The sequence below is a fragment of the Amycolatopsis ultiminotia genome (assembly GCF_039536925.1).
In the GTDB taxonomy this organism is placed as follows: Bacteria; Actinomycetota; Actinomycetes; order Mycobacteriales; family Pseudonocardiaceae; genus Amycolatopsis; species Amycolatopsis ultiminotia.
Map to the genome: position 1 here is coordinate 1 of NZ_BAAAZN010000002.1, position 25,768 is coordinate 25,768.

General features: G+C 71.2%; 23 protein-coding genes and 1 pseudogene. 7 read left to right on the forward strand and 17 right to left on the reverse strand.

All coding sequences use genetic code 11. The annotated features are described in order from the left end of the window. Nucleotides 1-183: 183 nt before the first annotated feature. Nucleotides 184-813, forward strand: a complete 630-nt coding sequence (locus ABD793_RS04975; protein WP_344855817.1) for an acetate uptake transporter — start codon at nucleotides 184-186, stop codon at nucleotides 811-813. On the opposite strand, the gene ABD793_RS42625 is transcribed toward ABD793_RS04975, so the two are convergent. Further along, nucleotides 755-1,321 carry a transposase gene (locus tag ABD793_RS42625; protein WP_425548651.1) on the reverse strand — a complete coding sequence of 189 codons (567 nt, stop codon included), beginning with the start codon at nucleotides 1,319-1,321 and terminating at the stop codon, nucleotides 755-757. The two genes, ABD793_RS04975 and ABD793_RS42625, sit on opposite strands and share 59 nt — an antisense overlap. 83 nt (nucleotides 1,322-1,404) lie before the next feature. Further along, nucleotides 1,405-1,869, reverse strand: a complete 465-nt coding sequence (locus ABD793_RS04985) for an Lrp/AsnC family transcriptional regulator (protein ID WP_344855819.1) — start codon at nucleotides 1,867-1,869, stop codon at nucleotides 1,405-1,407. Nucleotides 1,870-2,017: 148 nt separating this feature from the next. On the opposite strand from ABD793_RS04985, the gene ABD793_RS04990 reads away from it, so the two are divergent. Both ABD793_RS04990 and ABD793_RS04995 read left to right on the forward strand, forming a co-directional pair. Continuing rightward, entirely contained in the window at nucleotides 2,018-5,497 is a 3,480-nt protein-coding gene (locus ABD793_RS04990; RefSeq protein ID WP_344855821.1) for an indolepyruvate ferredoxin oxidoreductase family protein, read from the forward strand. Between the two features lie 318 nt (nucleotides 5,498-5,815). Continuing rightward, nucleotides 5,816-7,162, forward strand: coding sequence for an IniB N-terminal domain-containing protein (locus ABD793_RS04995; protein WP_344855823.1), 1,347 nt, complete (start codon nucleotides 5,816-5,818; stop codon nucleotides 7,160-7,162). Nucleotides 7,163-7,473: 311 nt separating this feature from the next. Here the strand turns inward: ABD793_RS04995 and ABD793_RS05000 are convergent, their stop codons facing one another. The 4 genes from ABD793_RS05000 to ABD793_RS05015 form a co-directional block, all read right to left on the reverse strand. Further along, nucleotides 7,474-8,280 carry a sigma-70 family RNA polymerase sigma factor gene (locus tag ABD793_RS05000; protein ID WP_344855825.1) on the reverse strand — a complete coding sequence of 269 codons (807 nt, stop codon included), beginning with the start codon at nucleotides 8,278-8,280 and terminating at the stop codon, nucleotides 7,474-7,476. Between the two features lie 107 nt (nucleotides 8,281-8,387). Further along, entirely contained in the window at nucleotides 8,388-9,911 is a 1,524-nt protein-coding gene (gene amaB, locus ABD793_RS05005; protein WP_344855826.1) for an L-piperidine-6-carboxylate dehydrogenase, read from the reverse strand. A 363-nt stretch (nucleotides 9,912-10,274) separates the two neighbouring features. Next, nucleotides 10,275-10,637 (reverse strand): DUF5313 family protein, encoded by a 363-nt coding sequence (locus tag ABD793_RS05010; RefSeq protein ID WP_344855828.1) that lies wholly within the window; start codon nucleotides 10,635-10,637, stop codon nucleotides 10,275-10,277. Between the two features lie 29 nt (nucleotides 10,638-10,666). After that, complete coding sequence (locus ABD793_RS05015) at nucleotides 10,667-11,557, reverse strand: RNA polymerase sigma-70 factor (protein ID WP_344855830.1); 891 nt, start codon at nucleotides 11,555-11,557, stop codon at nucleotides 10,667-10,669. A 143-nt stretch (nucleotides 11,558-11,700) separates the two neighbouring features. Here ABD793_RS05015 and ABD793_RS05020 point away from each other — a divergent pair, with 143 nt between their 5' ends. Next, entirely contained in the window at nucleotides 11,701-12,435 is a 735-nt protein-coding gene (locus ABD793_RS05020; protein WP_344855832.1) for an SDR family oxidoreductase, read from the forward strand. Between the two features lie 54 nt (nucleotides 12,436-12,489). On the opposite strand, the gene ABD793_RS05025 is transcribed toward ABD793_RS05020, so the two are convergent. Then, nucleotides 12,490-13,365 carry an oxidoreductase gene (locus tag ABD793_RS05025; RefSeq protein WP_344855834.1) on the reverse strand — a complete coding sequence of 292 codons (876 nt, stop codon included), beginning with the start codon at nucleotides 13,363-13,365 and terminating at the stop codon, nucleotides 12,490-12,492. Nucleotides 13,366-13,638: 273 nt separating this feature from the next. Then, the gene (locus ABD793_RS05030) at nucleotides 13,639-14,715 is read right to left on the reverse strand and encodes a hypothetical protein (RefSeq protein ID WP_344855836.1); all 1,077 of its coding nucleotides are present in this window, start codon (nucleotides 14,713-14,715) and stop codon (nucleotides 13,639-13,641) included. Between the two features lie 107 nt (nucleotides 14,716-14,822). On the opposite strand from ABD793_RS05030, the gene ABD793_RS05035 reads away from it, so the two are divergent. Beyond that, on the forward strand, nucleotides 14,823-15,473 hold the full coding sequence (locus ABD793_RS05035) for a helix-turn-helix domain-containing protein (RefSeq protein WP_344855838.1): 651 nt from the start codon (nucleotides 14,823-14,825) through the stop codon (nucleotides 15,471-15,473). 46 nt (nucleotides 15,474-15,519) lie between these two features. Here the strand turns inward: ABD793_RS05035 and ABD793_RS05040 are convergent, their stop codons facing one another. The 6 genes and pseudogenes from ABD793_RS05040 to ABD793_RS05065 form a co-directional block, all read right to left on the reverse strand. Next, nucleotides 15,520-16,299, reverse strand: coding sequence for a transposase family protein (locus tag ABD793_RS05040; RefSeq protein WP_344856835.1), 780 nt, complete (start codon nucleotides 16,297-16,299; stop codon nucleotides 15,520-15,522). Between the two features lie 84 nt (nucleotides 16,300-16,383). Next, a pseudogene (locus tag ABD793_RS05045) lies at nucleotides 16,384-16,498 on the reverse strand (IS5/IS1182 family transposase); the annotation flags it as partial. 190 nt (nucleotides 16,499-16,688) lie between these two features. Beyond that, nucleotides 16,689-17,618: a glycoside hydrolase family 130 protein gene (locus ABD793_RS05050; RefSeq protein ID WP_344855840.1), complete on the reverse strand. Its 930-nt coding sequence runs from the start codon at nucleotides 17,616-17,618 to the stop codon at nucleotides 16,689-16,691. Next, entirely contained in the window at nucleotides 17,615-18,853 is a 1,239-nt protein-coding gene (locus ABD793_RS05055; protein ID WP_344855842.1) for a serine hydrolase domain-containing protein, read from the reverse strand. Before ABD793_RS05055 ends, ABD793_RS05050 begins: the two co-directional genes overlap by 4 nt. Next, nucleotides 18,853-20,031, reverse strand: coding sequence for a glycoside hydrolase family 1 protein (locus ABD793_RS05060; protein ID WP_344855844.1), 1,179 nt, complete (start codon nucleotides 20,029-20,031; stop codon nucleotides 18,853-18,855). Before ABD793_RS05060 ends, ABD793_RS05055 begins: the two co-directional genes overlap by 1 nt. Further along, nucleotides 20,028-21,272, reverse strand: coding sequence for an MFS transporter (locus ABD793_RS05065; protein WP_344855846.1), 1,245 nt, complete (start codon nucleotides 21,270-21,272; stop codon nucleotides 20,028-20,030). The genes ABD793_RS05060 and ABD793_RS05065 overlap by 4 nt, the downstream gene beginning before the upstream one ends. An 89-nt stretch (nucleotides 21,273-21,361) precedes the next feature. Here ABD793_RS05065 and ABD793_RS05070 point away from each other — a divergent pair, with 89 nt between their 5' ends. Further along, nucleotides 21,362-21,955 carry a TetR family transcriptional regulator gene (locus tag ABD793_RS05070; protein WP_344855848.1) on the forward strand — a complete coding sequence of 198 codons (594 nt, stop codon included), beginning with the start codon at nucleotides 21,362-21,364 and terminating at the stop codon, nucleotides 21,953-21,955. Nucleotides 21,956-22,092: 137 nt separating this feature from the next. After that, the gene (locus ABD793_RS05075) at nucleotides 22,093-23,484 is read left to right on the forward strand and encodes a class II 3-deoxy-7-phosphoheptulonate synthase (protein WP_344855850.1); all 1,392 of its coding nucleotides are present in this window, start codon (nucleotides 22,093-22,095) and stop codon (nucleotides 23,482-23,484) included. Between the two features lie 4 nt (nucleotides 23,485-23,488). Here the strand turns inward: ABD793_RS05075 and ABD793_RS05080 are convergent, their stop codons facing one another. From ABD793_RS05080 to ABD793_RS05090, 3 genes are all read right to left on the reverse strand, one after another. Further along, a complete protein-coding gene (locus ABD793_RS05080; RefSeq protein ID WP_344855852.1) occupies nucleotides 23,489-24,772 on the reverse strand; it encodes a wax ester/triacylglycerol synthase family O-acyltransferase in 1,284 nt (427 codons plus the stop codon). A 90-nt stretch (nucleotides 24,773-24,862) separates the two neighbouring features. Next, entirely contained in the window at nucleotides 24,863-25,567 is a 705-nt protein-coding gene (locus ABD793_RS05085) for a hypothetical protein (RefSeq protein WP_344855854.1), read from the reverse strand. Beyond that, nucleotides 25,567-25,731 carry a hypothetical protein gene (locus tag ABD793_RS05090; RefSeq protein WP_344855856.1) on the reverse strand — a complete coding sequence of 55 codons (165 nt, stop codon included), beginning with the start codon at nucleotides 25,729-25,731 and terminating at the stop codon, nucleotides 25,567-25,569. The genes ABD793_RS05085 and ABD793_RS05090 overlap by 1 nt, the downstream gene beginning before the upstream one ends. Nucleotides 25,732-25,768 lie beyond the last annotated feature (37 nt).

The following is a 25,768-nucleotide window of genomic DNA, read 5'->3' on the forward strand; positions in this document are numbered from 1 at the left end:
TCCCCAAAACCCGCTCCGGCAAAATCATGCGCCGCCTCCTGCGCGACGTCGCCGAAAACCGCCGCATCGGCGACGTCACCACCCTCGCCGACTCCTCCGTCATGGACCTCATCGCCACCGGCCTGAAACGCGGTGGCGACGAGAGCTGATCTGCCGCACGAGTACGAGAGAATCGAGGATCCGATGAGTGACACCGCTGTCCGTCCGGTCTCGACCCCGTCGGCGGCGCCCGCGTCCGACTCCGCGCCGATCGCCGATCCCGGTCCGCTGGGACTCGCCGGGTTCGCCGCGACGACGTTCGTGCTCAGCGCGGTGAACGCCGGCCTGATCCCGAAGTCGGTGGAGCCGGTCGTGCTGCCGCTGGCGCTGTTCTACGGTGGCGTCGCGCAGCTGCTGGCCGGAATGTGGGAGTTCCGCAAGAACAACACGTTCGGCGCGACGGCGTTCGGTACCTACGGCGCGTTCTGGCTGGCGTTCGCCTTCTACGTGTGGCAGTTCGCGGACAAGATCCCGGCTGCCGACGCGGCCACCGCGACCGGCGTGTTCCTGCTCGTGTTCACGATTTTCACCGCCTACATGACGATCGCCTCGCTGCGCACCACGGCGGTGCTGGTCGGGGTGTTCGTGTTGCTGTTCCTGACGTTCCTGTTCCTCACCATCGGCGAACTGGGCTCGGCGAGCACCGCGGGCACCATCGGCGGCTGGCTGGGACTGGCGACCGCGGTCGTCGCCTGGTACGGCTCGTTCGCGGTGGTCACCAACACCACCGCGGGCCGCACCATCCTGCCGACCATCCCACTGGGCAAACACTGAAGCACGGCAACGGGTCCGGCCGCACACCGGAGCGGCCGGACCCGATCGACCCGGCTCTGCGCCGGTCAACCAGGGCGTGTCCGGCAAGTGTGGTCGCGGGCTGGGCAACCTGTGGCGCGAGAGCGGCCCGCGTCCATCGGCTTCGCCTCGTCGGCGTCGACGGCGTTGCCATCTGAGACGCCGACCACGAGGGGCATTCCGTTTTCGCCCTGCGATGGGCGGTGTCCGGCAGCATCCGGGACAAGTCGACCAGCCCGGCCGCACTCCAGCACTGCGCGATGAAGACGGCCCAGAGCACGAACCGGCGGTGCACCGTCGACGCACCGAAACACGGCGGCAACACCCGCCACGCGCACCCCGGCACCAGCACGTACACGATCGCGGCAAACACCGCTCCATCATCAATGTTGCACACCCCACCACCCTGCGGACACACACCGCAGGCAGCAGCAGCCCGAGCCACCTCGCACAACCCCGCCGGAACGATCCACCACCGACCCCCGACCATGATCAACACAACGCCCGGGCCACCACAGAGGACGCCACCACTTAGGACGCCACCACTTAGGACGCCACCACTTAGGACACTGCCTAAGCCGGGTTCGGCCAGGCCTGTCCGCGGATCCAGGAATCGAGCACGATCAGCGTTCTGGTGCTGGTGATGTGGTGGCTGCGGCGGAGTTCGTCGATCGTGTGCTGCAGGTGTGCCATGTCGCGGCCGCGCAGCCACACCACTGCGTCCGCCTCGCCGGCGATGGTGAACACCGCCTGTGCCTCCGGGAGCCGCGTCGTCGTCTGCACGATCTCGTCCACCTTCGTGCTGCCGAAGAAACGCAGCTGGCAGAACGCCTCGATGCCGAGGCCGAGCTTCGCGTGGTCGACCTGCGCGGTGAATCCGGTGATCACGCCGTCACGGCGGAGCCGGTCCACTCGCCGCTTCACGGCCGCAGTGGACAGCGATACCCGCGAGGCGATGTCCGAGAACGTGCGCCGGGCGTCCTCTTGCAGCAGCGCGATGATTTCGTGGTCGGTGGCGTCGAGCAGATCCTCGCTCATAGCCGGGCATAGTACGCAACGGATTCCCCGGCAATCCCGGTTTGGGTACGGTATTTTGCGTCCTCTCCCGCCTGACCCCGCAGGTGTGTTGCGCGCGTCCGGTGCCGGCGGTGAGGTGGGTCACGGCCGGACGGCGGAGTCCGGGAGCATGCGGGAAGGGCGGCGGATGAGCACGTTCACCTTGGAAGATCGCTACCTGCGCGAAACCGGCACGGTGTACCTGTCCGGGGTGCAGGCGCTGGTGCGGGTGGTGCTGGACCGGATCCGCCACGACCGGCGCGGCGGGGCCGATCCGGCCGCGTTCGTGTCCGGGTACGAGGGTTCGCCGTTGGCAGGCTTCGACCTGGAGCTGGCCCGCCGCGGCGCGCTGCTCACCGAGCACGCGATCGTGCACCGGCCCGGCGTGAACGAGGAACTGGCCGCGACGTCGGTGATGGGCAGCCAGCTCGCCGCCGGTGCCGCGACGCTGCGCCCGGACGGTGTGACCGGCTTCTGGTACGGCAAGGCCCCCGGTCTCGACCGGGCGACCGACGCCCTGCGGCACGCGAATCTGGCCGGCACCGATCCCCGCGGTGGTGCCGTCGCGCTGGTCGGCGACGATCCGAACGCGAAGTCCTCAAGCGTGCCGTGTGCGTCCGAGCACGCCCTCGCCGACCTGGCGATGCCGGTGTTCTACCCGGCCGATTCGCAGGACGTGCTCGACTACGGCAGGCACGCGGTGGAGCTCTCGCGGGCCAGTGGCGTGTGGGCCGCGATGAAGGTGGTCGCGAACGTCGCCGACGCCGGCGGCACCGCGCTGGTCGATCCGGAGTGGACCGTCCCGGAGCTGCCCGAGGGCGCCTACCGGCACCGGCCGAGCAGCCGGCTGCTCGGTCCGGAGCTGGTCACGCTCGAACACAGCCTGCACCGGGTCCGGCTTCCGCTGGCGCTGGAGTACGTGCGCGCCAGCGGGGTCAACCGGATCGTGCGGTCCGGGCGTGCCGACCGGATCGGCGTGGTCGCCTCCGGGAAGTCCTATCTGGACCTGCGGCAGGCGTTGCGCGTGCTCGGACTGGACGAGGCGGCACTGGAGCGGTACGGCATCCGGCTGCTCAAACTCGGCGTGGTGCACCCGGTCGAACCCGCCGTCGTGACCGAGTTCGCCGAGGGGCTCAGCGAGATCGTGGTGGTGGAGGAGAAACGGGCGCTGGTGGAACCGGCGGTCAAGGAGATCCTGTACGGCAGGCCGGGCGCACCCGCCGTGCACGGCAAGACCGGACCGGACGGGCAGGTGCTGTTCAGCGAACTGGGCGAGCTCGATCCGGACGCCATCGCGGCCGGGCTGGCCAAGCGGTTCACCGCGCACGGCGACCTCGAACCGGTCACCGCATGGCGCGCGCGGCGCCGTCGGGAACGCATTTCGGTCCCATTGCTCGCGCGCACGCCGTACTTCTGCTCCGGCTGCCCGCACAACTCCTCGACCAAGGTTCCCGACGGCACGCTCGTCGGCGCCGGGATCGGCTGCCACACCATGGCGTTGTTCATGGAACCGGAGCAGGTCGGCGACGTCGTCGGGCTGACCCAGATGGGCGGCGAAGGCGCGCAGTGGATCGGCATGGCGCCGTTCGTGGAGACTCCGCACCTGACGCAGAACATCGGCGACGGCACGTTCACGCACTCCGGCAGCCTTGCCGTGCGCGCGGCGGTGGCGGCCGGGGTGGACATCACCTACAAGCTGCTCTACAACTCGGCCGTCGCGATGACCGGCGGGCAGGACGCGGCCGGTGGCCTGCCGGTGGAGCAGGTGGCCGCGCTGCTGCTCGTCGAGGGCGCGGCGAAGGTCGTGATCACCTCGGACGCCCCGCGTCGGCTGCGGAAGCGGGCACTGCCGCGCGGGGTCGAGGTCCGGGACCGGACGGAACTGCAGCGCACGCAAGAGGAACTGGCCGCGGTCAAGGGCGTCACGGTGCTGATCCACGACCAGGAGTGCGCCGCGGAGAAACGCCGGAAGCGCCGCCGGGGCAAGCAGGAGACCCCGGCCGAGAAGGTCTTCATCAACGAGCGCGTGTGCGAGGGCTGCGGTGACTGCGGCACCAAGTCGAACTGCCTTTCGGTGCAACCGGTGCAGACCGAGTTCGGCCGCAAGACCAAGATCCACCAGGCCTCCTGCAACGTCGACTACTCCTGCCTCGGTGGCGACTGCCCGTCGTTCCTGACCGTGGTGCCCACCGGAAAGGTGCGACGCCGGGAGGTCGCTCCGCTGGACGGCGACGTGGTGCCGGACCCGGTCCGCGCGGAGCGGGACGCCGCGGTGCGGATCACCGGGGTCGGCGGCACCGGTGTGGTCACCGTGGCGCAGATCCTCGCCGTCGCGGCGGTGCTGGAGGGAAAACAGGTGCGCACGCTCGACCAGACCGGGTTGGCGCAGAAGGGCGGCGCGGTGGTCTCCGACGTGAAGATCACCTCGGCCGCGCTCGAGCAGGCGGCCAAGCTCGCCGCCGGGGAATGCGATCTGTACCTGGCCTGCGATCCGCTGGTCGGCGCGGATCCGGCGTACCTCGGGGTGACGGATCCGGAGCACACGGTGGCCGTGGTGTCCACTTCGGAAGTGCCCACCGGGCGGATGATCGTGGACACCGCGGTGTCCTTCCCCGACCAGTCGAGTATCCGGGCCGCACTCGACGACGCCACCACCCGGCGGCACTATCTCGACGCACGGGGACTGGCCGGGCAGCTCTTCGGCGACGACCAGTACGCGAACCTGCTGCAGCTCGGCGCGGCCTACCAGACCGGTGCGCTGCCGGTGTCCGCGGAAAGCCTGGAGCAGGCCATCGCGATCAACGGCACCGCGGTCGAGGCCAACGTGCAGGCCTTCCGCCGTGGACGGCAGGCCGTCGCCGACCCCGGCCGGCTGGCCGCGGACCTCGCCACCGAAGCACCCGCACCGGCTGCACCGTCCGGCGCCGCGGTCCGCCGGGTGCGGGCACTCGTCCGGACGGACTCGGACACCGAACTGGGCCGTCTGCTCGATCTGCGCGTGGCCGACCTCATCGGCTACCAGAACGAGCGCTACGCGCGGCAGTACGCGGAATTCGTGGAACTCGTGCGGGACCGTTCCGGCAGCGACGCGGCTGCCGAAGCGGTGGCGCGCAACCTGTACAAGCTGATGGCCTACAAGGACGAGTATGAGGTCGCCCGGCTTTCGCTTGATCCGCGGCTGATCGCCGAGATCGAGGCGGAATTCGGGGTCGGGTCGAGGTTCTCCTATCGGCTGCATCCACCGGTGCTGCGTGCGCTCGGCATGCGGCGCAAGATCAGCCTCGGCGGCCGCAGCTTCCGGCCGGTGCTGCGCGTTCTACGGGCCGCACGGGTGCTGCGGGGCACTCCGTTCGACGTCTTCGGGCCGGCGAAGGTCCGCCGGCTCGAACGCGAGCTGATCGGGGAATACCGCGAGGCCGTGACGAGGGCGCTGGACCTGGCCGCCCATGACGAGCAACGGCTGGTCGAGCTGGCCGGTCTGCCGGATCTCGTGCGCGGCTACGAACACCTCAAGCTGGCGAACGTGGACGATTACCGCCGTCGGCAGGCCGAGCTGCTGGCCGATCCGGCCGGCGCGGCGAACGCCGTGGAGGCGCTGCGGAGCGCCTGAACCGGCCGGTATTTCACACCAACGGGTGGTTCCGCTCCGGCAGGCGCTGCGGCCGTCCGGAGCCACCCGATCGGTGCGTCCGGTGCGGTGCACCGTCCGCGGCGCCGTGACCAGGCGGTACCCCGGAAATCCCCTAATGCCCCTATTCGGGGGAGCAGGGAAGTCCCTAGCGGCCCGGCCCGCGGTTCCGGGGTGCCCCCCGATGGCACGCCGCGGGCACGGGCATATCTTCATCCCGGAGCCGGCCCGATCGCCGGCTTGTCCGCGTTGTTGTGCGGACTTCCCCGATCCAGTGGCCATTACAGGAGAGATCGAACTATGGGCCCGGTGCAGACGCTGCACGAATTCGCGCTGAACCTGCTGAACGACCCGCAGTCGCTGGCGGAGTACCACGCTGACCCGCAGGCCGTGCTGAACAGCGCCGGACTGGGCGAGCTGAGCCCGGCGGACGTGCAGGACATCATGCCGCTGGTCATGGACACCGCTCCGCTGTCGCCGTCCGCCGCCCCGGCACTCGCCTCCGGCGACGTGTCCGGTGTGCTGGACCAGGTCAACGACGCCGCGGCGCCGCGCCTGCAGGACGCGGCGCACGAGGTCGGCGCAGCCACCTCCGCCGGTCCGCTCGACCTGAGCGGTGTCTTCGGCACGGTCAGCGACATCGCGGACCAGACCGGTCTGAACACCCTCACGCACGGTGTGCTCGGCGGGGTCTCGCACGTCGTCGACGGCGTCGCGGGTGCCACCTCCGGCGTGCCGGTCGTCGGCCCGCTGGTCGACGCCGGTGCGGTCGACCTGGAGAACACCGTCAACGCGGTGGGCGACCACCTCTTCGACGGCAAGCTCGTCGGCTCGGCGGTCGACGCGACCACCAACCACCTCGGCGACGCTGCGCTGTGGAAGGCCGCGGTGGCCGAGGCAGGCCAGCTGCCCGTGGTCGGCGGTGCGGCAGGCGGCCTCGTCGAGGGCGTCCGCCAGACCGGTGCCGGCGCGCTCGGCTCGGTCAACGAGGCCATCGGATCCACCCCGGTGGGCCTGAACGCCGACGACGCCCGCGCGGACGCCCCGCACGCGGCCGGCGACCTCGCCGGCACGGTGACCGGTGCGGCCGGTGACGTGCCCGCCACGGTGACCGGTGCGGCCGGTGACCTGCCCGGCACGGTGACCGATGCGGCCGGCGACCTGCCCGGCACGGTCAGCAACGCCGCGGGTGACCTGCCCGGCACGCTGACCCACGCGGCCGGCGACCTGACCTCGGCCGGCGACCTGTCCGGCACGCTGGACCACGCGGTCCCGGGCGTGCCGGCGGTTCCGGGCGTGCCCGCGGTCCCGGCGGTTCCGGCGCTGCCCTCGGTTCCGGGTGTGCCGGCGACCCCGTCGCTGCCTGCCGTCCCGGCCGCGCCGGACGCCGGTTCGCTGACCCACAGCATCGAGGGTGCGACCTCGCACGTCCCGGCTCCGGTGCAGGAACCGGCCCAGCACGTGCTGGGCGCCGCGCACGACACGGCCGACACCGCGGTGTCCCACACGGTCAGTGGCGACCTCGCGGACACGCACACCGCGAGCAGCCTGGTCAGCGACGTGCAGTCGCACGCGCACGACCTGGTCCAGGGCCTGGAGTCGCACGTCGGCGCCGCCCCGCTGGACGACATCCACCTGGCGCACTGACCGCAGTGCCCGCACCACGGGCCCGGGCCGCATTGCCGGTCCGGGCCCGTGGTCTGTCCGCGTCCCGACCACTCGCAGGTTGACGCCGCAACGGTCGTCCGAGCGTGGTGTTCGCAGCCGTTCGGGTGCGCGTATCGCCAGTGCCTTGGCAGTGAAGCGGGCAACGGGCGCGGGTGTGATCGGCGGTTTCCGCCGAGCCCCAGTGCCCGAGTCGACTGAGTCCCGAGCAGTGAAATCGCGCGCTGCGGAATCTCCGGGCCGTCGAACCCCGGATCCCCGCCGGTCCGAAAGCCAGTCGCGAGCCGAGCCGGCTAGCGCTGTGCGTCCTGCGCGGGTCGGGGTACCGGTACCGGGCCGGTGACGCGGCAGATCGGTGGCAGTTCGTTGTTGACCTCCGCCAGCTGGACTGCCACGGCTCGGCACGGTGCGCAGCCGGAGATGTGCCGGGCGAGTGTCCGGGCGCGACGCTCGGGCAGGCCGCCGCGTAACCAGGCGCCCATCCGGCGGCGGACTTCCGCGCAGTGCGGCTGTTCCGCCTCCGGGACCTGTACCTGCAGGTACGCCTGTCGCAGTCCTTCGCGGGCGCGGCGGGCCAGCACGGCGACCCCGTTCGGCGAGACTCCCAGCACCGGTGCCAGTGCGGCCGGGCTGACGCCCTCGGCGGCGGTGCGCCACAGGACCGTCCGCCACCGGCCGGGCAGGGTGCAGTAGGCCGACCACACCAGACGGTCGACCGACCGGGTCACCACGACGTCCTCGATGCCGCGGTCCGGTGTGGGCGGCTCGGGCACGGTCGCGTGCAGCTCGACCCTGCGGTCGCGCCTCGTCCACCGCGCGAGCAGGTTCCGCATGGTCACCACGAGGTACGCGGGCACGTTCGTCTCCGGTCCGCCGCCCGCCGCGACCGTGCACAGCACCCGGGCGAACGCCTCGGCGACGAGGTCCTCACGTTCCGCGGGCTGGGTGACCCAGCTGCTCGCGATCCCGCGCAGCAACGCCACGTGCCGCCGGAACAGTTCGCCGCCGGCCTCGCGGTCGCCCGCGCGCACCGCGTCGAGCAGTTCCACGTCCGTCCGTGCCGCGTATCGGTCCGCGACGGCGGCCGAGTTTCCGTCCACGGGGTGACCTCCTGCCGGGCGGCCCGCACCTCGTCACGTCCTCAGTACCGTGAGTAACCGGTAGGGCACTGTACTCCGGATTCGCGGCGAGGTGGGGGAACTCGGGTTCAGAGGAAACTGACGTTCTGCGCGAGGGTGAGTTCGGCGGAGTAGTTGACGGTGGTGGTGACCCGGCGCATATACCCGCGCCAGGCATCGGACCCGGACTCGCGGCCGCCGCCGGTTTCCTTCTCGCCGCCGAACGCGCCGCCGATTTCCGCGCCGGAGGTGCCGATGTTGACGTTGGCGATGCCGCAGTCCGAACCGTCGGCGGCGACGAACCGTTCGGCCTCCTGCTGGTCGCGGGTGAAGATCGAGGACGAGAGACCCTGTGGCACGTCGTTGTGCAGGGCGAGCGCCTCCTCGAAAGTGCGGTAGGTCAGCACGAAGAGGATCGGGGCGAACGTCTCCTCCCGCACGATCGCGGTCTGGCCCGGCATCGCGACGATCGCGGGGGTCAGGTAGGCACCGTTCGTCCCGGTGTCCACTTCGGACCCTCCGGCGAGTACCTTGCCGCCTTCGGCCTTGGCTTGTTCGAGGGCTTCCCGCATCCGTTTCGCCGCCGTGGCGGAAATGAGCGGGCCGACCAGGGTGGTGTCCAGGAACGGGTCGCCGACGGGCAGTTTCCGGTAGGCCGCACCGAGTTTCGAGAGCAGCCGGTCGGCGATGTCGTGGTGCACGATGAGCCGGCGCAGGGTGGTGCAGCGTTGTCCGGCGGTGCCGGCCGCGGAGAACACGACGGCCTGCAGCGCCAGATCGAGGTCTGCGGACGGGGCCACGATCGCGGCGTTGTTGCCGCCGAGCTCGAGCAGGCAGCGGCCGAACCGGGCGGCCACCCGCGGCGCGACCTCCCGGCCCATCCGGGTGGACCCGGTGGCGCTGACCAGTGCGACACGGGGATCCTCGACGAGGCGTTCGCCCGCGTCCCGGTCGGCGAGCAGCAGCCGGTGGACGCCGTCGGGCGCGCCGGTGGCCGCGACGGCGCGGTCGAGCAGGTGGGCGGCGGCCAGCGAGATGAGCGGGGTCAGCTCGGACGGTTTCCACACCACGGTGTCGCCGCAGACCAGGGCGAGTGCGGTGTTCCACGACCACACGGCGGCGGGGAAGTTGAACGCGGAGATCACCCCGACGACGCCGAGCGGGTGCCAGGTCTCGGCGAGCCGGTGGCCGGGTCGTTCGGAGGCGATCGTGCGGCCGTAGAGCTGGCGGGACTGACCGACGGCGAAATCGCAGATGTCGATCATTTCCTGGACCTCGCCGAGTGCTTCGGAACCGATCTTGCCCGCTTCGACGGTGATCAGGTCGGCGAGGTCGGTCTTGTGCGTGCGCAGCAGTTCGCCGAAGGTCCGGACGAGCTCGCCGCGGACCGGTGCAGGTGTGGTGCGCCAGGTCCGGAACGCCTGCGCGGCATCCGTGATCGCGGTCTCGACGTCGACGCGGTTGCTCGCGCGGAGCGGGAAGAGGTCGTCACCGGTGATCGGGGTCCGGGCGTGCAGGCCGGCGCCTTCCGGCAGCACCACGCCGATCCGGTCGAGGGCCGCGCGGGTGCGCGCACGCAGGGTTTCGGTGGTCGCCACGGTGGTGTCGGTCATGATTCCTTCCCGGATCGGAGTCTGCAGCCGAGCCAGCACATCGTGCCTCAGCGCCACCGACGCCGTCTACGCGCGGTTTTCTTGCTGGGTTTTCGAGGTGACCGGGTTACCGGCGCAGCACAGCCCGTCCGTCCGGTGGCGGCTGGAGCCCTTGCTGTGCAACGGGTTCCGCCGGACCACCGGCCCGGCCGGGATCAGTTCGTGCCGGGTGACGGTCGGCTCGCCGACCAGCGGCCGGTGCAGCAGAGAGGTGCCCGCCTCGCACGGGCGCACCCGGTGGGGGTGTCGTTCGCCCGCACCGGTGATCCTGGGTGGCGGGCCGGTGCACCGCTTCGGGTGGGCAGCTCCGCCGCCGCGATCGGCTCACGGCCAGGTCGAGGCTCCGCCCCGGCGTTTCCGGACGGCTTTGCCTGTTCCGGGTGGGAAACCGTGTTTGGTGAGGCGGACTTCGGCGAGCTCGTCGGCGCTGGTGACGGTGAGGAACAGACTCAGCAGGAGGCTCAGCAGCAGGGCGAGCAGCACGACCGGCACCGGCAGCGGGGTCAGCAGGGTCAGCACCAGATAGGCCGCGACCAGCCAGGGCAGCGCCTCGGCGAAAATGCGGAACGCGAACCGGAGTACCCAGGTTTTCGCGGTCGCGTCGTGCAGAACCCATTCGCGGTAGGCTTCGGGGAGCCGCCCGCCGTAGACGTAGTGCAGCCAGCGCACTGGTCCGGGCCGTTTCATGGGGCCCGGATACCCGGTCGTGGCGGCGGCTATCCCTCTCGGGTGGTGAACGCGGTGAGCTTGGCCGGGTTCATCATCCAGAACACCTGGTCGATACCGTCGGCCGAGGCCGCCACGGTCAGCACCGCGAACGCGGCTCCGTCCCGGCGCAGCACGGCGGCCCGGCTGCCGTTGACCGCGCTCCAGGAAACCTCGACGCCGTCCCAAAAACGGCCGGCGAACGCGCGGATGTACTTCGCGACGGTGACCGAACCGCGCACCGGGATCCGCGAAGCACGGACTGCGCCGCCGCCATCGGAGTAGCTCACCACGTCGTCGGCGAGCAGCTGCTCCAGCGTGGCCAGGTCGCCGGTCCGGGCAGCGGTGACGAACGCGCTGAGCAGGCGACGGTGCTCGGGAGGCTCCGCCGGTGTACGGCGTTCCGCGGCGAGGTGCTTGCGTGCCCGGCTGACGAGCTGGCGTGCGCTCACCTCGCTCGTCTGCACGATGTCGGCGATCTGCCGGTACGGGTAGTCGAATGCCTCCCGCAGTACATATGCCGCTCGTTCGGTCGGCGGCAGCTTCTCCAGCAGGAACAGCACGGCCACTTCGAGTGCCGCCGCCCGCTCGGCACCCAGCTGCGGATCGGCGGAGGTGTCCACCGGCTCGGGCAGCCACGGCCCGGCGTAGGTTTCGTGCCGCACGCGTGCGGTCTGGCCCGCGTTGATGGCCAGCCGGGTCGTGGTCGTGGCGAGGTAGGCGCCCGGGTTCCCGACCACCGAGCGGTCGCAGGTCTGCCAGCGCAGCCACACGTCCTGGAGGAGGTCCTCGGCGTCGGTCGCGCTGCCGAGCATGCGGTAGGCGATCCCGAACAGCCGCGGCCGCACCTGCGCGAACACCGTGGCCGCCTCGTCCAGGCCCTCGCCGGCGGTTTGCCCCATGGGCGCGGAAGTCCTTTCCGGCGCGGCGGGCGGCGCCCCTCCGGCCGAGCTTACCGGCGGTTGTCACGGATCCGGATGCTGTCCGGTCCTGACTGGTGAGCAGCCGCCGGCGACCGGCCGGCGCGGGAACGGAAGGATCGAACATGAAGATCGTGGTCATCGGCGGAACCGGGCTGATCGGCTCGCAGGTCGTGACCCGGCTGGGAGAAGCCGGCCACCAGGCGGTGGCCGCCGCGCCGAGCACCGGGGTGGACACCGTGACCGGTGAGGGACTGGAAGACGTGGTGCGGGGCGCCGACGTACTGGTCGACGTGGCCAACTCCCCGTCCTTCGCCGACGACGACGTCCTGGAGTTCTTCCGGCGTTCGACCGGCAACCTGGTGCGGGCCGCACGCAACGCCGGGCACTACGTTGCGCTGTCCGTGGTGGGTGCCGACCGGCTGCCGGATTCGGGTTACCTGCGGGCGAAGGTGGCGCAGGAGGAACTGATCGTGGCTGCCGGCTTGCGGCACTCGATCGTGCGCGCGACCCAGTTCCTGGAGTTCGCCGCCGGCATCGCGGACAGCGCGACCGTCGACGGCGTGGTGCGGCTGCCCGGCGCGGGCGTGCAGCCGATCGCGGCCGCGGACGTGGCCGCCGTGGTCGCCCGTACTGCGGTGGGCGAGCCGGTCGGCGGCATCGCCGAGATCGGCGGTCCGGAGGTACTGGCCATGGACGAGTGGGTTCGTGCCGTGCTGGTGGCGCGTTCGGACTCCCGTGCGGTGGTGGCCGACCCGGAAGCGCAGTATTTCGGGACCGTGCTGGAGAAGGACAGCCTGTTGCCGGGGCCGGACGCACAGCTGGGGAAGATCGGGCTGACGGAGTGGCTGGCCCGGTGACGGCAGGCGCCCTTGCCCTCGGCCCGCTCCCGAGGCCGGCGATCGGCGTTGTGCTCAGGCAGCGACGCCGTCGAGTTCGGCCAGTGCGTCGGCGGGCAGTTCGAGCGCCGCCGCGGCGACGTTCTCGCGCAGGTGCGCGACCGAGGATGTGCCGGGGATCAGCAGGATGTTCGGCGACTGGTGCAGCAGCCAGGCCAGCGCGACCGCCTTCGGTGTGGCGCCCAGACGCTCCGCGACGCCGTCGAGGGTGGCGGACTGCAGCGGGTCGAACCCGCCGAGCGGCCAGAACGGGACGTAGGAAATCCCTTGCTGTGAAAGTGATTCGATGAGTGCTTCGTCACCGCGGTGCGCGACGTTGTACCAGTTCTGCACGGTGACGACCGGTGCGATCGACTGCGCTTCTGCGACCTGTTCCGCGTTGACCACGCTCACCCCGAGGTCCTTGATCAGTCCGGCACGGCGCAGGTCCGCCAGCGCCCCGAACGGCTCGGCCAGTGAACCCGGCACCGGCGAGTGCCCGTCCGCGCCGCCGCCGACCCGCAGGTTCACCACGTCGAGTGCTTCGACGCCGAGCGTGCGCAGATTCGATTCCACCTGCGCGCGCAGCTGTTCGGGGGAGCGGGCGTGCGGCCAGCCGCCGTTCTCGTCCCGCACCGCACCCACCTTCGTGACGAGGTGCAGATCGGCGCGGTAGGGCGCCAGCGCTTCCCGGATCAGCTCGTTGGTCACGTGCGGTCCGTAGAAGTCCGCGGTGTCGAGGTGGTTCACGCCCAGCTCGATCGCGGTGCGCAGTACCGCGATCGCCTCGCCGCGGTCCTTCGGCGGACCCCATACGCCGGGGCCCGCCAGCTGCATCGCGCCGTAGCCCATCCGGGCCACAGTGCGTCCGCCTGCCATGGTGAAGGTCCCGCCGGGGAGGGTTTCGCTCATGTCCTGTCCTTCCGTGCCTGTTGAGTGCCTGTGCACTGCATCGGTCAATGCGGTCGCGCGGGGCCTTCCCGGCGGCTGACCCCATCGTGCGCCAGGCAGGCGGGAGCAGCCAGCGCCCCGCCGATCCTGGTGGTGTCAGGACCAGGACCGCCGGGCCCCGAGCGAAACCGGGTGGCCGGACAACCCGGTCTGCGCAGTTCCGCCCACCGGAAAGCGCCGCGGTGTTCCCGGCACGTCCGGCCGAAGTGGCGGAGGCGATCGGAGGCAGGTGAGTCAGCCTCGGATGTCGAGCAGCACCGGGCTTCCCTCGACCGCCTGACCGGTGTAGAGCACGACGTTCCCCGGATGCAGTCGTGCGAGCAGGGCCAGTGTGCGGGCGCGTCGGCCGCCGGTGGGAATCACCGTACTGCCCGGCGGCGGACTGTCCACTGTGGCCGCTTCAGCCGACGGACGCGCGGCGTACCGGTGGCCACGCAACGCGGCGCCGAGGTCGACCGCCCATGCGGCGCCCTCGAATTCGGTCGTCAGGGTCAGTGTCCTGGTCCGGTCCGCTCCGGGCGGACCGGGCACGAGCCGGCCGGATGGTTCGGCGGCGGCCGTGGCGGGGCCGGGGACGAAAAACGCCGTTTCTTCCGGCACTACCGCGGTTTCGTACCGGTGAAGCAAGTACCTCGGCCCGAGCAACGGGCCGCCGAGTGCGACCGGCGGCAGCACGGCCGCACCGGCGTGCTGGAAGCCGTACGCCCCGCCGGCGGGTTCGCCGACGACCGTCTCGGCGGCGAACCGCACAATGGCTTCGTGGGCGATTCGCCGGGTCATGACCTGGACGGCGAACCAGTCGCGCGCCCCCTGCAGGTGCGTCAGCCCTTCGGCGCCTGCCCGCACCCGCACTTGTCCCGGGTTGGTGAACGGGACGAGCGCGTCGCGCAGCAGGACGAGCTGCCAGAGCCACTCGTTGTAGAGGTTGCGTGCCGAATGCAGACCTGGGCCGGAGGTGAGCCGTCGCACGACCGGCGGGATCCACGCGTACCCAACGCACGTGCTGTGGACGTCGTCCACCGCTCGCGGCGCGGTCGCGGTGCCGATCAGGTCGAGTACGAACGCCGAGACCGCGTCGACGTTCGCAGCCAGCTCATTCCGCACGTCCGGACCGAGCGGCCCGGTGTCGAGCCGCAGCGTCGCGTACGGGCCGGTGGTGCTGAAGCAGGCGGCGAGCCCGGCCACGAACTCGTCGCGTGCCTGATCGCTGCCCCCGGCTGCGGTGACCGCGGATTCCAGCAGGTTCTGCGCCGCGGTGACGAACTCGGCGGCGGTCACCGCCTCTCCGCCGGTGAAGTCATGCCATGTCATGCGGCCGAGTCTGCGACCACCGCACCGGGAAACGTGGCCGTCGTTTCCATCCGGTGAAAAGGCGCTGCCGTGTTAGTTTCGGAGTACGGCAAGGGAAGGAGCAGGCAGTGTCTCCTCGCAGTGTCGTGGCCCGTGTCCTGTCGGTGCTCGACGCGGTGGAACGGGCTCCCGGCGCGCTGCAGGTCACCCAGATTGCCGAGCGGACCGGCCTGCCGATTGCCACCGCGTGGCGGATGGTGCGCGAACTGACCGAATGGGGCGGCCTCGAACAACAGGCCGACGGACGCTACCGGCTCGCGACGCGGGTCTGGGCGATCGGCAGCTCGGCGCCGTGCGTGCGGCGGATCCAGCGGGACACCTTCCGCCACCTTCGCGACCTCGCGGACACCACCGGCCGGACGGCTTACCTCAGCGTGCTCGACCAGGGTGCCGCGCTGGTCGTCAGTCTCGCGCAGGTCGGCCGCGGCACCCCCGAAGTCCACGAGGGCCGCAGGCTGCGACCGGGTGAGTCCTCGGCGGCCGAGCTGTTCCGGGCCTTCGACGGTCCGCCCGAGCTGGAGCGGGACCTGCTCGTGCACAAGGATCCCGCCGGCCACTCGTCGATGTCCGCGGGCATCGCCGACCCCACCGGCGCCGTCGTCGCGTCGCTCACTTTGACCGGCGGCCCCGGCCACACCTGGACACGGCTGCGGCCCGCACTCACCGAGGCAGCCCGCACCGTCCGGTTCAGCCTCTATCGGGACGAACTCCTCGTCTAGGGCTGTCTCGTAACTGGTGTTGCGGTGGGTGGGGCTGGTGGTGCGGTCAGCCGGCGAGGATGATGTTGTGCAGGTGCGCGATTCCGGACACAGTATCGGCGAGTGTGTTCGCAGCTCGGCGGTGGTCGCGGAGAATCTTGAAGTTCTTCATCCTGGCGAGGACGTGTTCGACGCGGGCGCGGATCTTGCGGTGGGTGGTGTTGAGGTTTTCCTTCCACTCGGGCAAGCCGCTGCTGTCACGGGGTTTGCGATAAGGCATGACCACGTCGGGGTTGCCTTGGTAGCCACCGTCGGCCATGACTCGGCGGTCGGCGAGTTGCTTGGCGATGCCGGAGTCGCGGTAGATGGTGCAGTCGTTGCGGCTGCCCGGCTGTGGGGCGCCGGTGGCGATCACCAGCCGGGTGTCGGCATCGATCGCGACTTGCACGTTGGTGGAGTAGCGGTAGTTCTTCGACGGGGTGGCCAACCGGTGGTCCCGGGTCGGGACCAGAGTGCCGTCCACGATCGCCACCGCGTCGATCCGGCGTTTACGGACCGGGGCCAGTGCCAGCAACGGGCCGATCGTGTCGATCACCCGATGCGCTGCGGAATGCGACACCCCGAACAGCGGCCCGATCTGACGCATCGTCAGGTTCGTCCGCCAGTAGGGCGCGACCAGCAGAACCCGGTCGGTGAGCGGTAACGCCCGCTGCCGGCCAGGGCGACCATCGGCGATCTCGTCCCCACCCCGTTTCGCGACCAACCGCACCAGCTTCCGGAACTGCCTCGGCTCCAACCCCGTGAACGGGGCAATCCACTCCGGCTGCGACGCTGTGATCACCTGCACCACACCAACATGATCAACTAACGACCCCGCCAGTCCCGCACCGGGTTACGAGACAGCCCTTAGGGCTGTCTCGTAACTGGTGTTGCGGTGGGTGGTGTTGAGGTCTTGCTTCCACTCGGGCAAGGTCGCTGTCGTCACGGGGTTTGCGATAAGGCATGACGACGTCGGGGTTGCCTTGGTGACCACTGTCGGCCACGACCGCCGCGGAATGCGAAACCCGGACAGCGGCCCGATCTGGCGGATCGCCCGCGTTCGTCCGCCAATAGGCCGAACTGACCCGGCTGCAGTCCGGTGGACGGGGCAATCCACTCCGGCCGCGGCGCCGTGATCACCTGCACCACACCAGCCTCACCAGTTACGAGACGTCCCTTAGTGCGGCTCGGGTCGATTCACGACACCGGGCTCACTGCGACCGCCAGGGTGGTGTCGCTCTGGCCGTAGTAGGCGAACCACTGCTCGCGGAAGCGGACGAGGCCTTCGACGAAGGTCACGTTCGCGACCAGGCCGTGGGTGTCTTCGAACGTCGTGGGCGCCAGCCAGGGCTCTTCGGTGGCGGCCACGACGGCCGCCGGATCGGCAAGGCTGACCGCGATCTGGCCGCATCGGTAGCCGACCTGGGCAGGCGACGACGCGGTCGCGCCGTTGATCAGGAAGACCAGAAGGCCCTCGGCCGTGCGGATCGGTGGCGCGCCGATCTCCACCAGCGTCCCGTCCCACCGTCCGGGGGTCGGGGTGTGCATCGGGTGGTCGTCGTCGGCGACCGGGGTCCAGTGCAGCAGGTCGGTCGACGTGGCCGCGTGGATGGTGCCTTCGCCGAACCACATCCAGTACCGGCCCTCGATCGGCTCGGGGTAGATGACTCCTGCCTTGCTCCACGGCCCGTTCGGTCCGTACGGCAGGGTTTTCCACGTGTTGAAGCCGGGGAACAGCGGCCCGTGCTTCGTCCAGGTGCGCAGGTCCGCCGACGTCGCAAGGCACAGCTGTGCACTGGCACCGTCGAAGCCGGTGTAGGTGAGGTAGAAGGTGTCGGCCACCTGCGTGATGCGGGGATCTTCGCAGCCGGCTCGTTCGTAGTCGTGCTCGGGAACCAGTACCGGATCGTCTTCGCGGGCGAACCGGATGCCGTCACTGCTCCAGGCGAGCCCGATCCGGGAGACACGGTCGGCTGCGTGCGCGCGGTAGAGCAGGGCGACCCGGTCGCCGACGACGATCGCAGCGGGGTTGTAGAGGTTGGCTGATTCCCAGCCGGTGCCGCGGGGGCGCAGGATCGGGTTGGCCGGGCTCGGCTCGAACGGGCCGAGCGGGAACGTCGCGTTCACCGGTCGAGGATGGCGTCGGCGAGCAGGGACTGGGTGATCTTCTGCAGCGGCGGGGCCGCGTACGACAGCAGCTGGATCATGCCGACGTAGAGCAGGTCGTGTTCGGGATCGACCCAGAACCAGGTGCCCGCAGCGCCGTCCCACTGGTAGGTGCCGCGGCCGACCGGTGCACCGGCGAGCGTCGGATCGTGGAAGACCGCGCCGTTGAAGCCGTACCCGAAACCGGGCCGCAGATCCATGTGCCCGGCGTGGAAACCCTTCGCCAGCAACGATTCCGGCAGCTGGTTGGTCATCTGCGCGGTCACCGCCCCGGCGCTGACGATCCGCCTGCCGTGCCAGTCGCCCCGGTTGAGCAGCAGCTGGGCGAACCGGGCGTAGTCCCCGGCGGTCGAGACCAGGCCCGCGCCGCCGAGTGCCGCGGCCGGTGGCGCGCTCCGGTCGCGGCCGAGCGGATTCGGCACGCGCAGCAGCCGGAACGGCCCGCCGGTGTAGTACAGCGCGGCCCGGCGCCGCCGCTTGCCCGGCGGGGTGTGGAACGCGGTGTCGGCCATCCCGAGCGGTTCGAAGATGCGCTCGCGGAAGAAGTCCGGCAGGGACTGCCCGCTCAGCCGCTCGATGATCGCGCCCTGCAGGTCCATCGAGATGCTGTAGCGCCAGCTGCTTCCCGGTCGGTAGGCCAGCGGGAGCCTGCCGACCCGTGCGACGAGATCCCCGAGATCCTTCGCCCGCAAGGGTTTCTCCTTGCGGTAGAGCGAGGTCAGCGGATCGGATTTGTCCCAGCCGTAGGCGAAGCCCGCGGTGTGCGTCAGCAGCTCGCGCATCGTGGGCGGGTGGCCGGGGTCGGCGAGGATCGGACGGCCACGCTCGTCGAAGCCGTCGGCGACCTGCAGGCCGCGTAGCTCCGGCAGGTATTCGGCGATCGGATCCTCCGGCTGCCAGCGGCCCTCGTCGGCGAGGATGCCCATGGCCAGTCCGGTGACCGGTTTCGTCATGGAGAAGATCCGGAAGATCGTGTCCGTGCGCATCGGGGTGCGGGGAAAGCGCCGGTCCAGCCCCATCGCGCTGGTACGCACGATCTTGCCGTGCCGGGCGACGAGCGTGACGGCGCCGGCGAGGACACCGTCGTCGATCTTCTGTCGCACGGCGGTGTCGACCCGGTCCAGTCCCGCGGAGGACAGCCCGACGTCTTCCGGAGCCGCGGCGCCGAGTCCGGGCGCAGCAGCCGGGGATCGCATCAGGCACCTCCTCGTCCACTCGGGACGGACGGCGCCAGGGAACCGAGCCACGCCAGTGACGGCTTCGGCTTGCGCTCGAACGTGGTGCGCTCGACAGCGACGAGTCCGAACGTCGGACCCCAGTGCCCCCACTCCCAGTTGTCGAGCAGGCTCCAGTGGAAGTAGCCGCGGACGTCGGCACCGTCGTCCATCGCCGCACGCAACGACTCCAGCGCTCCGGTGGTGTAGGCGATCCGGCGAGCATCGTCGTCGGTGGCGAGGCCGTTTTCGGTGACGATGATCGGGACGCCGGGCACGACGCGGGCGACGCGGCGTACGGCGCCGCCGAGTGCGGCAGGTGTGTACTCCCATCCGGTCTGGGTGCGCTCGGCGTCCGGAACCTCGACGACTGTGCCGTCGGCCCGCAGCCTGCCGCCGGTGTAGGTCTGCACGCCGACGAAGTCGTCGTCGGCGCTCGCCCGCAGGAACGCCTGGTCCCGTGGTTCGGCGTAAGCCTCCAGCGCGGCCTCGGCTCCGGGCTCGGCTTGGTAGTCCTGTACCGAGATGCCCCAGCCGACGCGGAGTCCGGGGTGGTTCGCGCGCAGGCGGTCGACGGTCGCGCGGTGCACGGCGATCATCGCTTCGGCAATGGCATCGTCGGGGACCGGCAGGCCACCGGCCACCCCGGCGGCGAGCTTCGGGAACATGGCGACGATGTTGGGTTCGTTGATGGTCTCCACGAACCCGACCCCTTCGAGGACCGGCGCGAGCGCATCGACGTAACGCAGGAACCGTTCGGTCGCGTCCGGGCGCAGCCAGCCTCCGCCTGCGGCGAACCACAACGGCAGCGTGAAGTGGTGCAGCGTCACCAGCGGCCGCAACCCGCGGCTCCACGCGCCTTCGACGATCCGGCGGTAGTGCGCGACCGCGGCGGTGGACAAGTGGCCGTCGGCGGGCTCGATCCGGGACCACTCGATGCCGAAGCGGTAGTCGGTGAACCCGGCGCCCGCAGCGAGGTCGAGGTCTTCCGGCCAGCGGTGGTAGCTGTCGACGGCGTCGCCGCAGCGTTCGGCCGACGGCGAGTCCGGCAGGTGATCGCGGTACCACCAGTCGCTGGCGACGTTGCCGCCTTCGGTCTGGTGCGCACCGGTCGCGACACCCCAGAGGAAGTCCGGGGGAAATTGCGGTGCACGGGTCATCGAACACTCCTGATTCCGAAAACGACGGCGGCCGCGGCCACCGTGAGGACGAGGGCGACGAGGAAAATCGCCAGGTAACCGACCGCCCCGGCGAGCGCGCCGCCGGCAATCGGCGCGACGACACCGGGCAGCGTCGAACCGATGCTCAGCACCCCGAGATCCCGTGCCGCGGTGCCGGTGTCGGGCAGGACAGCGACCATCAGAGCCTGGTCGACCGCGAGATAGGCCCCGAGGGCCAGTCCGGCAACGCCGAAGAAGAGCAGGTCGGTGGTCACCCCTGGCGCGATGAGCAGGGGAACGAGCCCGACGGCCAGCAGTACGGGCGCTCCCGCGACCACCGGCTTCACCCGGCCGGACCGGTCGCTCACGATTCCGCCGGCGATCACCGACCCGGCGGACAGCACCCCCACGAGCAGTGTCCCGATGCCGACGAGGTGTCCGGCTTCGGCCGTCGGCAGCCCGAGGTAGTCGGTGAGCAGGTAGAGCTGGAACGTCGAGATCATCAGGATCGCCAGGATGAACAGGAACCGCCCGGCGAAGGCCAGCCAGAAGGCAGACGAGCCGGCCGGCAGGAGATCCCGGAGCGTGCACCGCCTGCCGCCGGGCCGGGGTTCGCCACGGTTGTCGCGTCCGGGCACCGCGAACGCGACGACGAGCGCGAGCACCACCATCACCCACGGGACGACGATCAGCCCGCGGGCGGGCGTGGTCACCAGTGCACCGGCCAGCACGCCGCCGACGGTCTGCCCGAGCAGGAACCCGAACCCGGAGAACGACGACGCCCGGCCGACCGCCCCGGCAGGCACGTGGTCCGGGATCAGCGCCGACAGCGCGGCCACCCAGACGCCGATGCCGAGCTGGAACACCGCGTAGCAGAACCCGGTCAGCACCAGGTTCCCGGCGAGCCCCGCCGCGGTCAGCGCCAGAGCCGCGAGCCCGGCGGAACCGAGGAGCCAGGGGGACCGCCGTCCCCAGCGGCTGCGGGTGCGGTCGGACAGCAGCCCGCCGAGCACAGTGCCGATCGCACTCGTCAGCGCGCCCGCCACGGCGTAGGCGGTGAAGATCCCGATCTTGTGCCCCGGCGCGGCCGTGGCCAGCAGCGCGGCGAGCAGGGTGCTGCTCGCCGTGCCCGGCAGTGCCCACGCGAGCTGGCCGAGCAGCAGGAACGGGCCGAGCCTGCCGAGCTTGAATCCGGTGCCGGTGCCGGTGCCGGTGCCGGGGCCGGGGCGGGCGTCGATCATCGGCGAACTCCTAGCGCGCAGGTCGTAATCCCACGCTAGCACAAAAACACAGTGATGCTGTGTTTTCGGCCGGCTAGTACCGTCGGGCCATGGCCGAACCCACCCGTCGCGGTCCTTATGCCAAGGGGATTGCCAAACGGCAGCAGTTGCTGGAGGAGGCACTGGCTGCCTACGCGGGCAGCAACAGCGCCGGGCCGTCGCTGAAGGCGATCGCGAAGCGGGCCGGGCTGAGCGAGCGGGGCCTGCTGCACTACTTCCCGGCCCGTGACGAGCTGTTCGTCGCGATCCTCGCCGAACGCGACGCCGCCGACCGTGCCACCTTCGATCCGGACGGCCCGATCGACGATCTCGCCGCGGTCGCCGCGCACAGCGCCGAGACCCCCGGCCTCGTCCGGCTGTTCCTCGAGATGACCGCGGCCGCGCCCGACCCCGGCCACGCGGCACACGGGTTCTTCACCCGCCGCTACCGCCACCTCCGGGAAATCCTCACCGGCAAGTTCCGGCGCTCGGCTGCAACCCCGCCGCCGGCGGCCCCCGCCGGGATCACCCCGGAGTTCGCGGCACGCATCCTCATCGCCGCGTCCGACGGTCTCCAGGCCCAGTGGCTGCTCGACCCGGAGATCGACCTCGAAGGAGATCTGTCCCGTCTGGCGCAGGTGCTGCGGACGGCAGTGTCGCGCTGAACCGTCGCGCTGAACCGCGGAAGTGCTGTCGACCAGGGGACGGGGCACCGGCCGAGTACGGCCGGGCCGACGTGCGGCAGGCCTGCGGCAGCCGCCCACCGGAGCAGGTGAAGTCCGCGAGACCTATCCTGGCAGGTGTGAACTGGACAGTGGACGTTCCCGTCGACACGCTTCCCGAACTCCCGCCGCTGCCGCCGGAGCTGCGTGCCCGACTCGACGCGGCGCTGGCCCTGCCCGCCGCCCAGCAGCCCGACTGGCCCGACGCCGAGCTGACCAACCGCGTGCGCGGCGTACTGGAGAGCGTCCCGCCGATCACCGTTCCCGCCGAGATCGACCGGTTGCAGGAGCGGCTCGCGATGGTCGCCCGCGGCGAGGCGTTCCTGCTGCAGGGCGGTGACTGCGCGGAGACCTTCGAGTCCAACACCGAACCGCACATCCGGGCCAATCTGCGCACGCTGCTGCAGATGGCCGTGGTGCTCACCTACGGCGCGAGCCTGCCGGTGGTCAAGGTCAGCCGGATCGCGGGCCAGTACGCCAAACCGCGTTCGGCCGCGACCGACGCGCTCGGCCTGCCGGTCTACCGCGGCGACATCATCAACTCACTGGTGCCCAAGCCGGAGCTGCGGGTGCCCGATCCCGGCCGGATGATCCGCGCCTACGCGAACGCGGGCGCCGCGATGAACCTGGTCCGCGCACTGACCGGGGCCGGGATGGCCGATCTGCACCAGGTGCACGACTGGAACAAGGACTTCGTGGCCTCGTCCCCGGCCGGGGAGCGCTACGAGGCGCTGGCCGCCGAAATCGACCGTGGCCTGCGGTTCATGAACGCCTGCGGGGTCAGTGACACGTCGCTGCACTCCACCGAGATCTTCGCCAGCCACGAGGCGCTGCTGCTGGACTACGAGCGCGCGCTGCTGCGGCTGGACCGAGCCGACGCGGTCACCCCGAAGCTGTACAGCCTGTCCTCGCACTTCCTGTGGATCGGCGAGCGCACCCGGCAGCTGGACGGCGCGCACATCGCGTTCGCCGAGCTGCTGAGCAACCCGATCGGGCTCAAGATCGGCCCCACGACCACGCCGGAGCAGGCGCTGGAGTACGTCGAGCGGCTCGATCCGCGCAACGAGCCGGGCAGGCTCACGCTGATCTCGCGGATGGGCAACGGCAAGGTCCGCGAGGTGCTGCCCGGCGTCGTGGAGAAGGTGGAGGCGTCCGGGCACAAGGTCATCTGGCAGTGCGACCCGATGCACGGCAACACGCACGAATCGCCGAGCGGCTACAAGACCCGCCACTTCGACCGCATCGTCGACGAGGTGCAGGGGTTCTTCGAGGTGCACCACAAGCTCGGCAGCTACCCCGGCGGCATCCACGTGGAGCTCACCGGCGAGGACGTCACCGAATGCCTCGGTGGCGCGCAGGCGATCTCCGACGGTGACCTCGGCGGCCGCTACGAGACCGCGTGCGATCCGCGGTTGAACACCCAGCAGTCGCTGGAGCTGGCCTTCCTGGTGGCGGAGATGCTGCGGGGCTGAGCCCTCACGAGGTGTGCAGCAGTTCCGCCGCGGACTTGGCGACCGCGTCCCGCAGCGAGCCCAGGTGCCCGGCCGCGTCCGCGTTCGCCTGAAGTCCGATGTGGACGGTGTCGCGGTACGGCGCGACGGCGACGGCGACCGCCTGCCGCGGTGCCAATGGCACGAACGGGTGGATCTGCGTCAGCGGCGCACCGGCCAGTGCCAGCGGGGCCGACGGCAGCGGCACGGTCGTCACCACGAGGTCGAACAGCAGCGGTGCGGCCAGTCCGGCGGTGCGGGTGCCCAGGCGGTGCAGCGCTGCGGGCACCCGGTCGGCCAGCAGCGGGAACGCACCGGCGCCGCGGGCCGGACCGGCGGCCTTGTTGCGCGTCATCGCGGCTCGTACGAGCTGCAGCCTGCGGACCGGATCGGCCTGCCCGACCGGCAGCTCGCACAGGTACCCGGAGAGTTTGTTGCCGCCGGTCTGCCCTGCGGCGCGGCCACGCACGCTGACCGGGACGAGCGCCCGCAAGGTGCGTCCGTCCGCGCGGATGCCGCGGTTCACCAGCCAGTCGCGCAACGCGCCGGAGAGCACGGCGAGCACGACGTCGTTGGTGGTGCCGCCGTGCGCCCGGCGGATGCGCCGCAGATCGGCGACGGGCAGCTGGGCGAAACCGAGCCGCCGTCCCGCCGTGGCGGGCGCGGATACCGGTGAGCGCGGCGGCCGGGCGGCCCGGACCACCGACGAGGCGATGCCTGCCGTCTCGATCGTGTCGCGCACCGCGTCCAGCGGCGACCGCGGCCGTGGGACTGCGGTGGCCCGGTGCCGCGCCGGCCGGCTGCCGTCGAGCAGACCGGCGCCGACGGCGTAAGCCCCTGCCCCGTCGGTGAGTGCGTGGTGCAGTTTGAGCAGGACCGCGAAACCGTCGTCCGCAGGCCCGGTCAGCACCGTCAGGTCCCACCGCGGACGGCCGGGGTCGAGTGGTCCGGCGATCCACCGGGACGCGAACTCCGCGAGCGGATCGGGTCCGTCCAGTGCGCTCAGCCGATGGTGGTGAATGTGCTGTGCGGCCTCGAAATCCGGATCGTCCACACAGACCGCGGCACCCGGCGGAAACCGTGCGTCGCGGGTTTTCCGGCGCAGCAGCGGGATTTCCGCCGCCCGACGGGCGAGCACCGCGGTCAGCCTGCCCGGATCGACCGGGCCATCGGGTGCGAAGGTGAGCACCGCTCCCATGTGCATGGGCGCGGTTGTCCGCTCCAGGCAGAGAAAGGCGACGTCGAGCGGGCTGAGCGGGGTCGGCGCCATCGCGGTCGTCCTCCTCCGGCGGCGGGAACGGAGAACACCCACGACACCACCCGGACATGACCGGACGGTGGTCTGCGTGTTTCGCGGGCGCTAATTGCCCGCGTTTTCGCTCCCTGTGCCGCGGCCGGGGCGGCGCTGCGGCAGTACACCGTGCGCCGCTGTGTTCGACTCGGCGAAAGACGCGATCTGCCGCAGTGCGGAACCGTTTCCGGGACGGCGTGGCAGCCCCGGCCACAGCTCGCCGGCGTCGCGTGCGGCGGCGCGGACCCGGCGGCCGTCGAATTCGGTGTGGGTTTCCGGGATCCCGCGGTCGAGCCACTGTACGACGAGCTCCATCGGCCCGTCGCCGGGCAGCGGCCACACGAAGATCCGCTGCTCCTGGTGGAACTGCGAGCCGCTGCCGCCCTGCACGCGCAGCACCGGCTCGTCCGGCCTGCTCGCGCTCGGCACCGAGATGGTCTCCGAACTGGCCCGGTGCCCGTCCGGGAACAGCACCCCGACCAGCAACGCGTGGTAGTCCGGGATCCGGCGGTGCGCGATCGGCACCCCGCCGTCCATCGCGTCGCGCGAATACACCCCGAGCACCAGCGTCATCGCCTCCGGCCAGACCTCCACCGCACGCAGCGCGACGACGGTGCGATCGGACCGGCCCAACGGCAACGCCCACGGCAGCAACGCCGGCACGATGTGGTCGGACGGAGGCCCGGTCCACGGCCGCCCCTCGTACCCGTAGAGCTCCTGCTCCCGGACCGGGAACAGCGGCCGCTCGCGAGAACTTTCCCCGAAGAAGGTCATCACTGCCCGGCCGCGAACTGCCCGGCCACGACGTGACGTGCGCCCGCGGCGACCCGGCCGGTCCGGTTTCCGGGCGCACCCGGCGACCGGCGGCCGGTGCCGCAGGGGAGCAACGCCTGGGTGCACATGTCCGACATCCCGTCCACGCCGTGCCGAGCCACCATGCGGCCACGCTACCGAGACCGCCCACCGGCCGCGATG

Bases quoted from the DNA above. Each gene is read 5' to 3' on its own strand.
- ABD793_RS04985 (WP_344855819.1), bottom strand. From the start codon at position 1,869: ATGAGCGAGGATCTGCTCGACGCCACCGACCACGAAATCATCGCGCTG.
- amaB (WP_344855826.1), bottom strand. From the start codon at position 9,911: ATGACCGACACCACCGTGGCGACCACCGAAACCCTGCGTGCGCGCACC.
- ABD793_RS05025 (WP_344855834.1), bottom strand. From the start codon at position 13,365: ATGAGCGAAACCCTCCCCGGCGGGACCTTCACCATGGCAGGCGGACGC.
- ABD793_RS42625 (WP_425548651.1), bottom strand. From the start codon at position 1,321: ATGGTCGGGGGTCGGTGGTGGATCGTTCCGGCGGGGTTGTGCGAGGTG.
- ABD793_RS04990 (WP_344855821.1), top strand. From the start codon at position 2,018: ATGCGGGAAGGGCGGCGGATGAGCACGTTCACCTTGGAAGATCGCTAC.
- ABD793_RS05065 (WP_344855846.1), bottom strand. From the start codon at position 21,272: ATGATCGACGCCCGCCCCGGCCCCGGCACCGGCACCGGCACCGGCACC.
- ABD793_RS05090 (WP_344855856.1), bottom strand. From the start codon at position 25,731: ATGGTGGCTCGGCACGGCGTGGACGGGATGTCGGACATGTGCACCCAG.
- ABD793_RS05070 (WP_344855848.1), top strand. From the start codon at position 21,362: ATGGCCGAACCCACCCGTCGCGGTCCTTATGCCAAGGGGATTGCCAAA.
- ABD793_RS05020 (WP_344855832.1), top strand. From the start codon at position 11,701: ATGAAGATCGTGGTCATCGGCGGAACCGGGCTGATCGGCTCGCAGGTC.
- ABD793_RS04975 (WP_344855817.1), top strand. From the start codon at position 184: ATGAGTGACACCGCTGTCCGTCCGGTCTCGACCCCGTCGGCGGCGCCC.
- ABD793_RS05055 (WP_344855842.1), bottom strand. From the start codon at position 18,853: ATGCGATCCCCGGCTGCTGCGCCCGGACTCGGCGCCGCGGCTCCGGAA.
- ABD793_RS04995 (WP_344855823.1), top strand. From the start codon at position 5,816: ATGGGCCCGGTGCAGACGCTGCACGAATTCGCGCTGAACCTGCTGAAC.
- ABD793_RS05085 (WP_344855854.1), bottom strand. From the start codon at position 25,567: ATGACCTTCTTCGGGGAAAGTTCTCGCGAGCGGCCGCTGTTCCCGGTC.
- ABD793_RS05030 (WP_344855836.1), bottom strand. From the start codon at position 14,715: ATGACATGGCATGACTTCACCGGCGGAGAGGCGGTGACCGCCGCCGAG.
- ABD793_RS05060 (WP_344855844.1), bottom strand. From the start codon at position 20,031: ATGACCCGTGCACCGCAATTTCCCCCGGACTTCCTCTGGGGTGTCGCG.
- ABD793_RS05080 (WP_344855852.1), bottom strand. From the start codon at position 24,772: ATGGCGCCGACCCCGCTCAGCCCGCTCGACGTCGCCTTTCTCTGCCTG.
- ABD793_RS05010 (WP_344855828.1), bottom strand. From the start codon at position 10,637: ATGAAACGGCCCGGACCAGTGCGCTGGCTGCACTACGTCTACGGCGGG.
- ABD793_RS05015 (WP_344855830.1), bottom strand. From the start codon at position 11,557: ATGGGGCAAACCGCCGGCGAGGGCCTGGACGAGGCGGCCACGGTGTTC.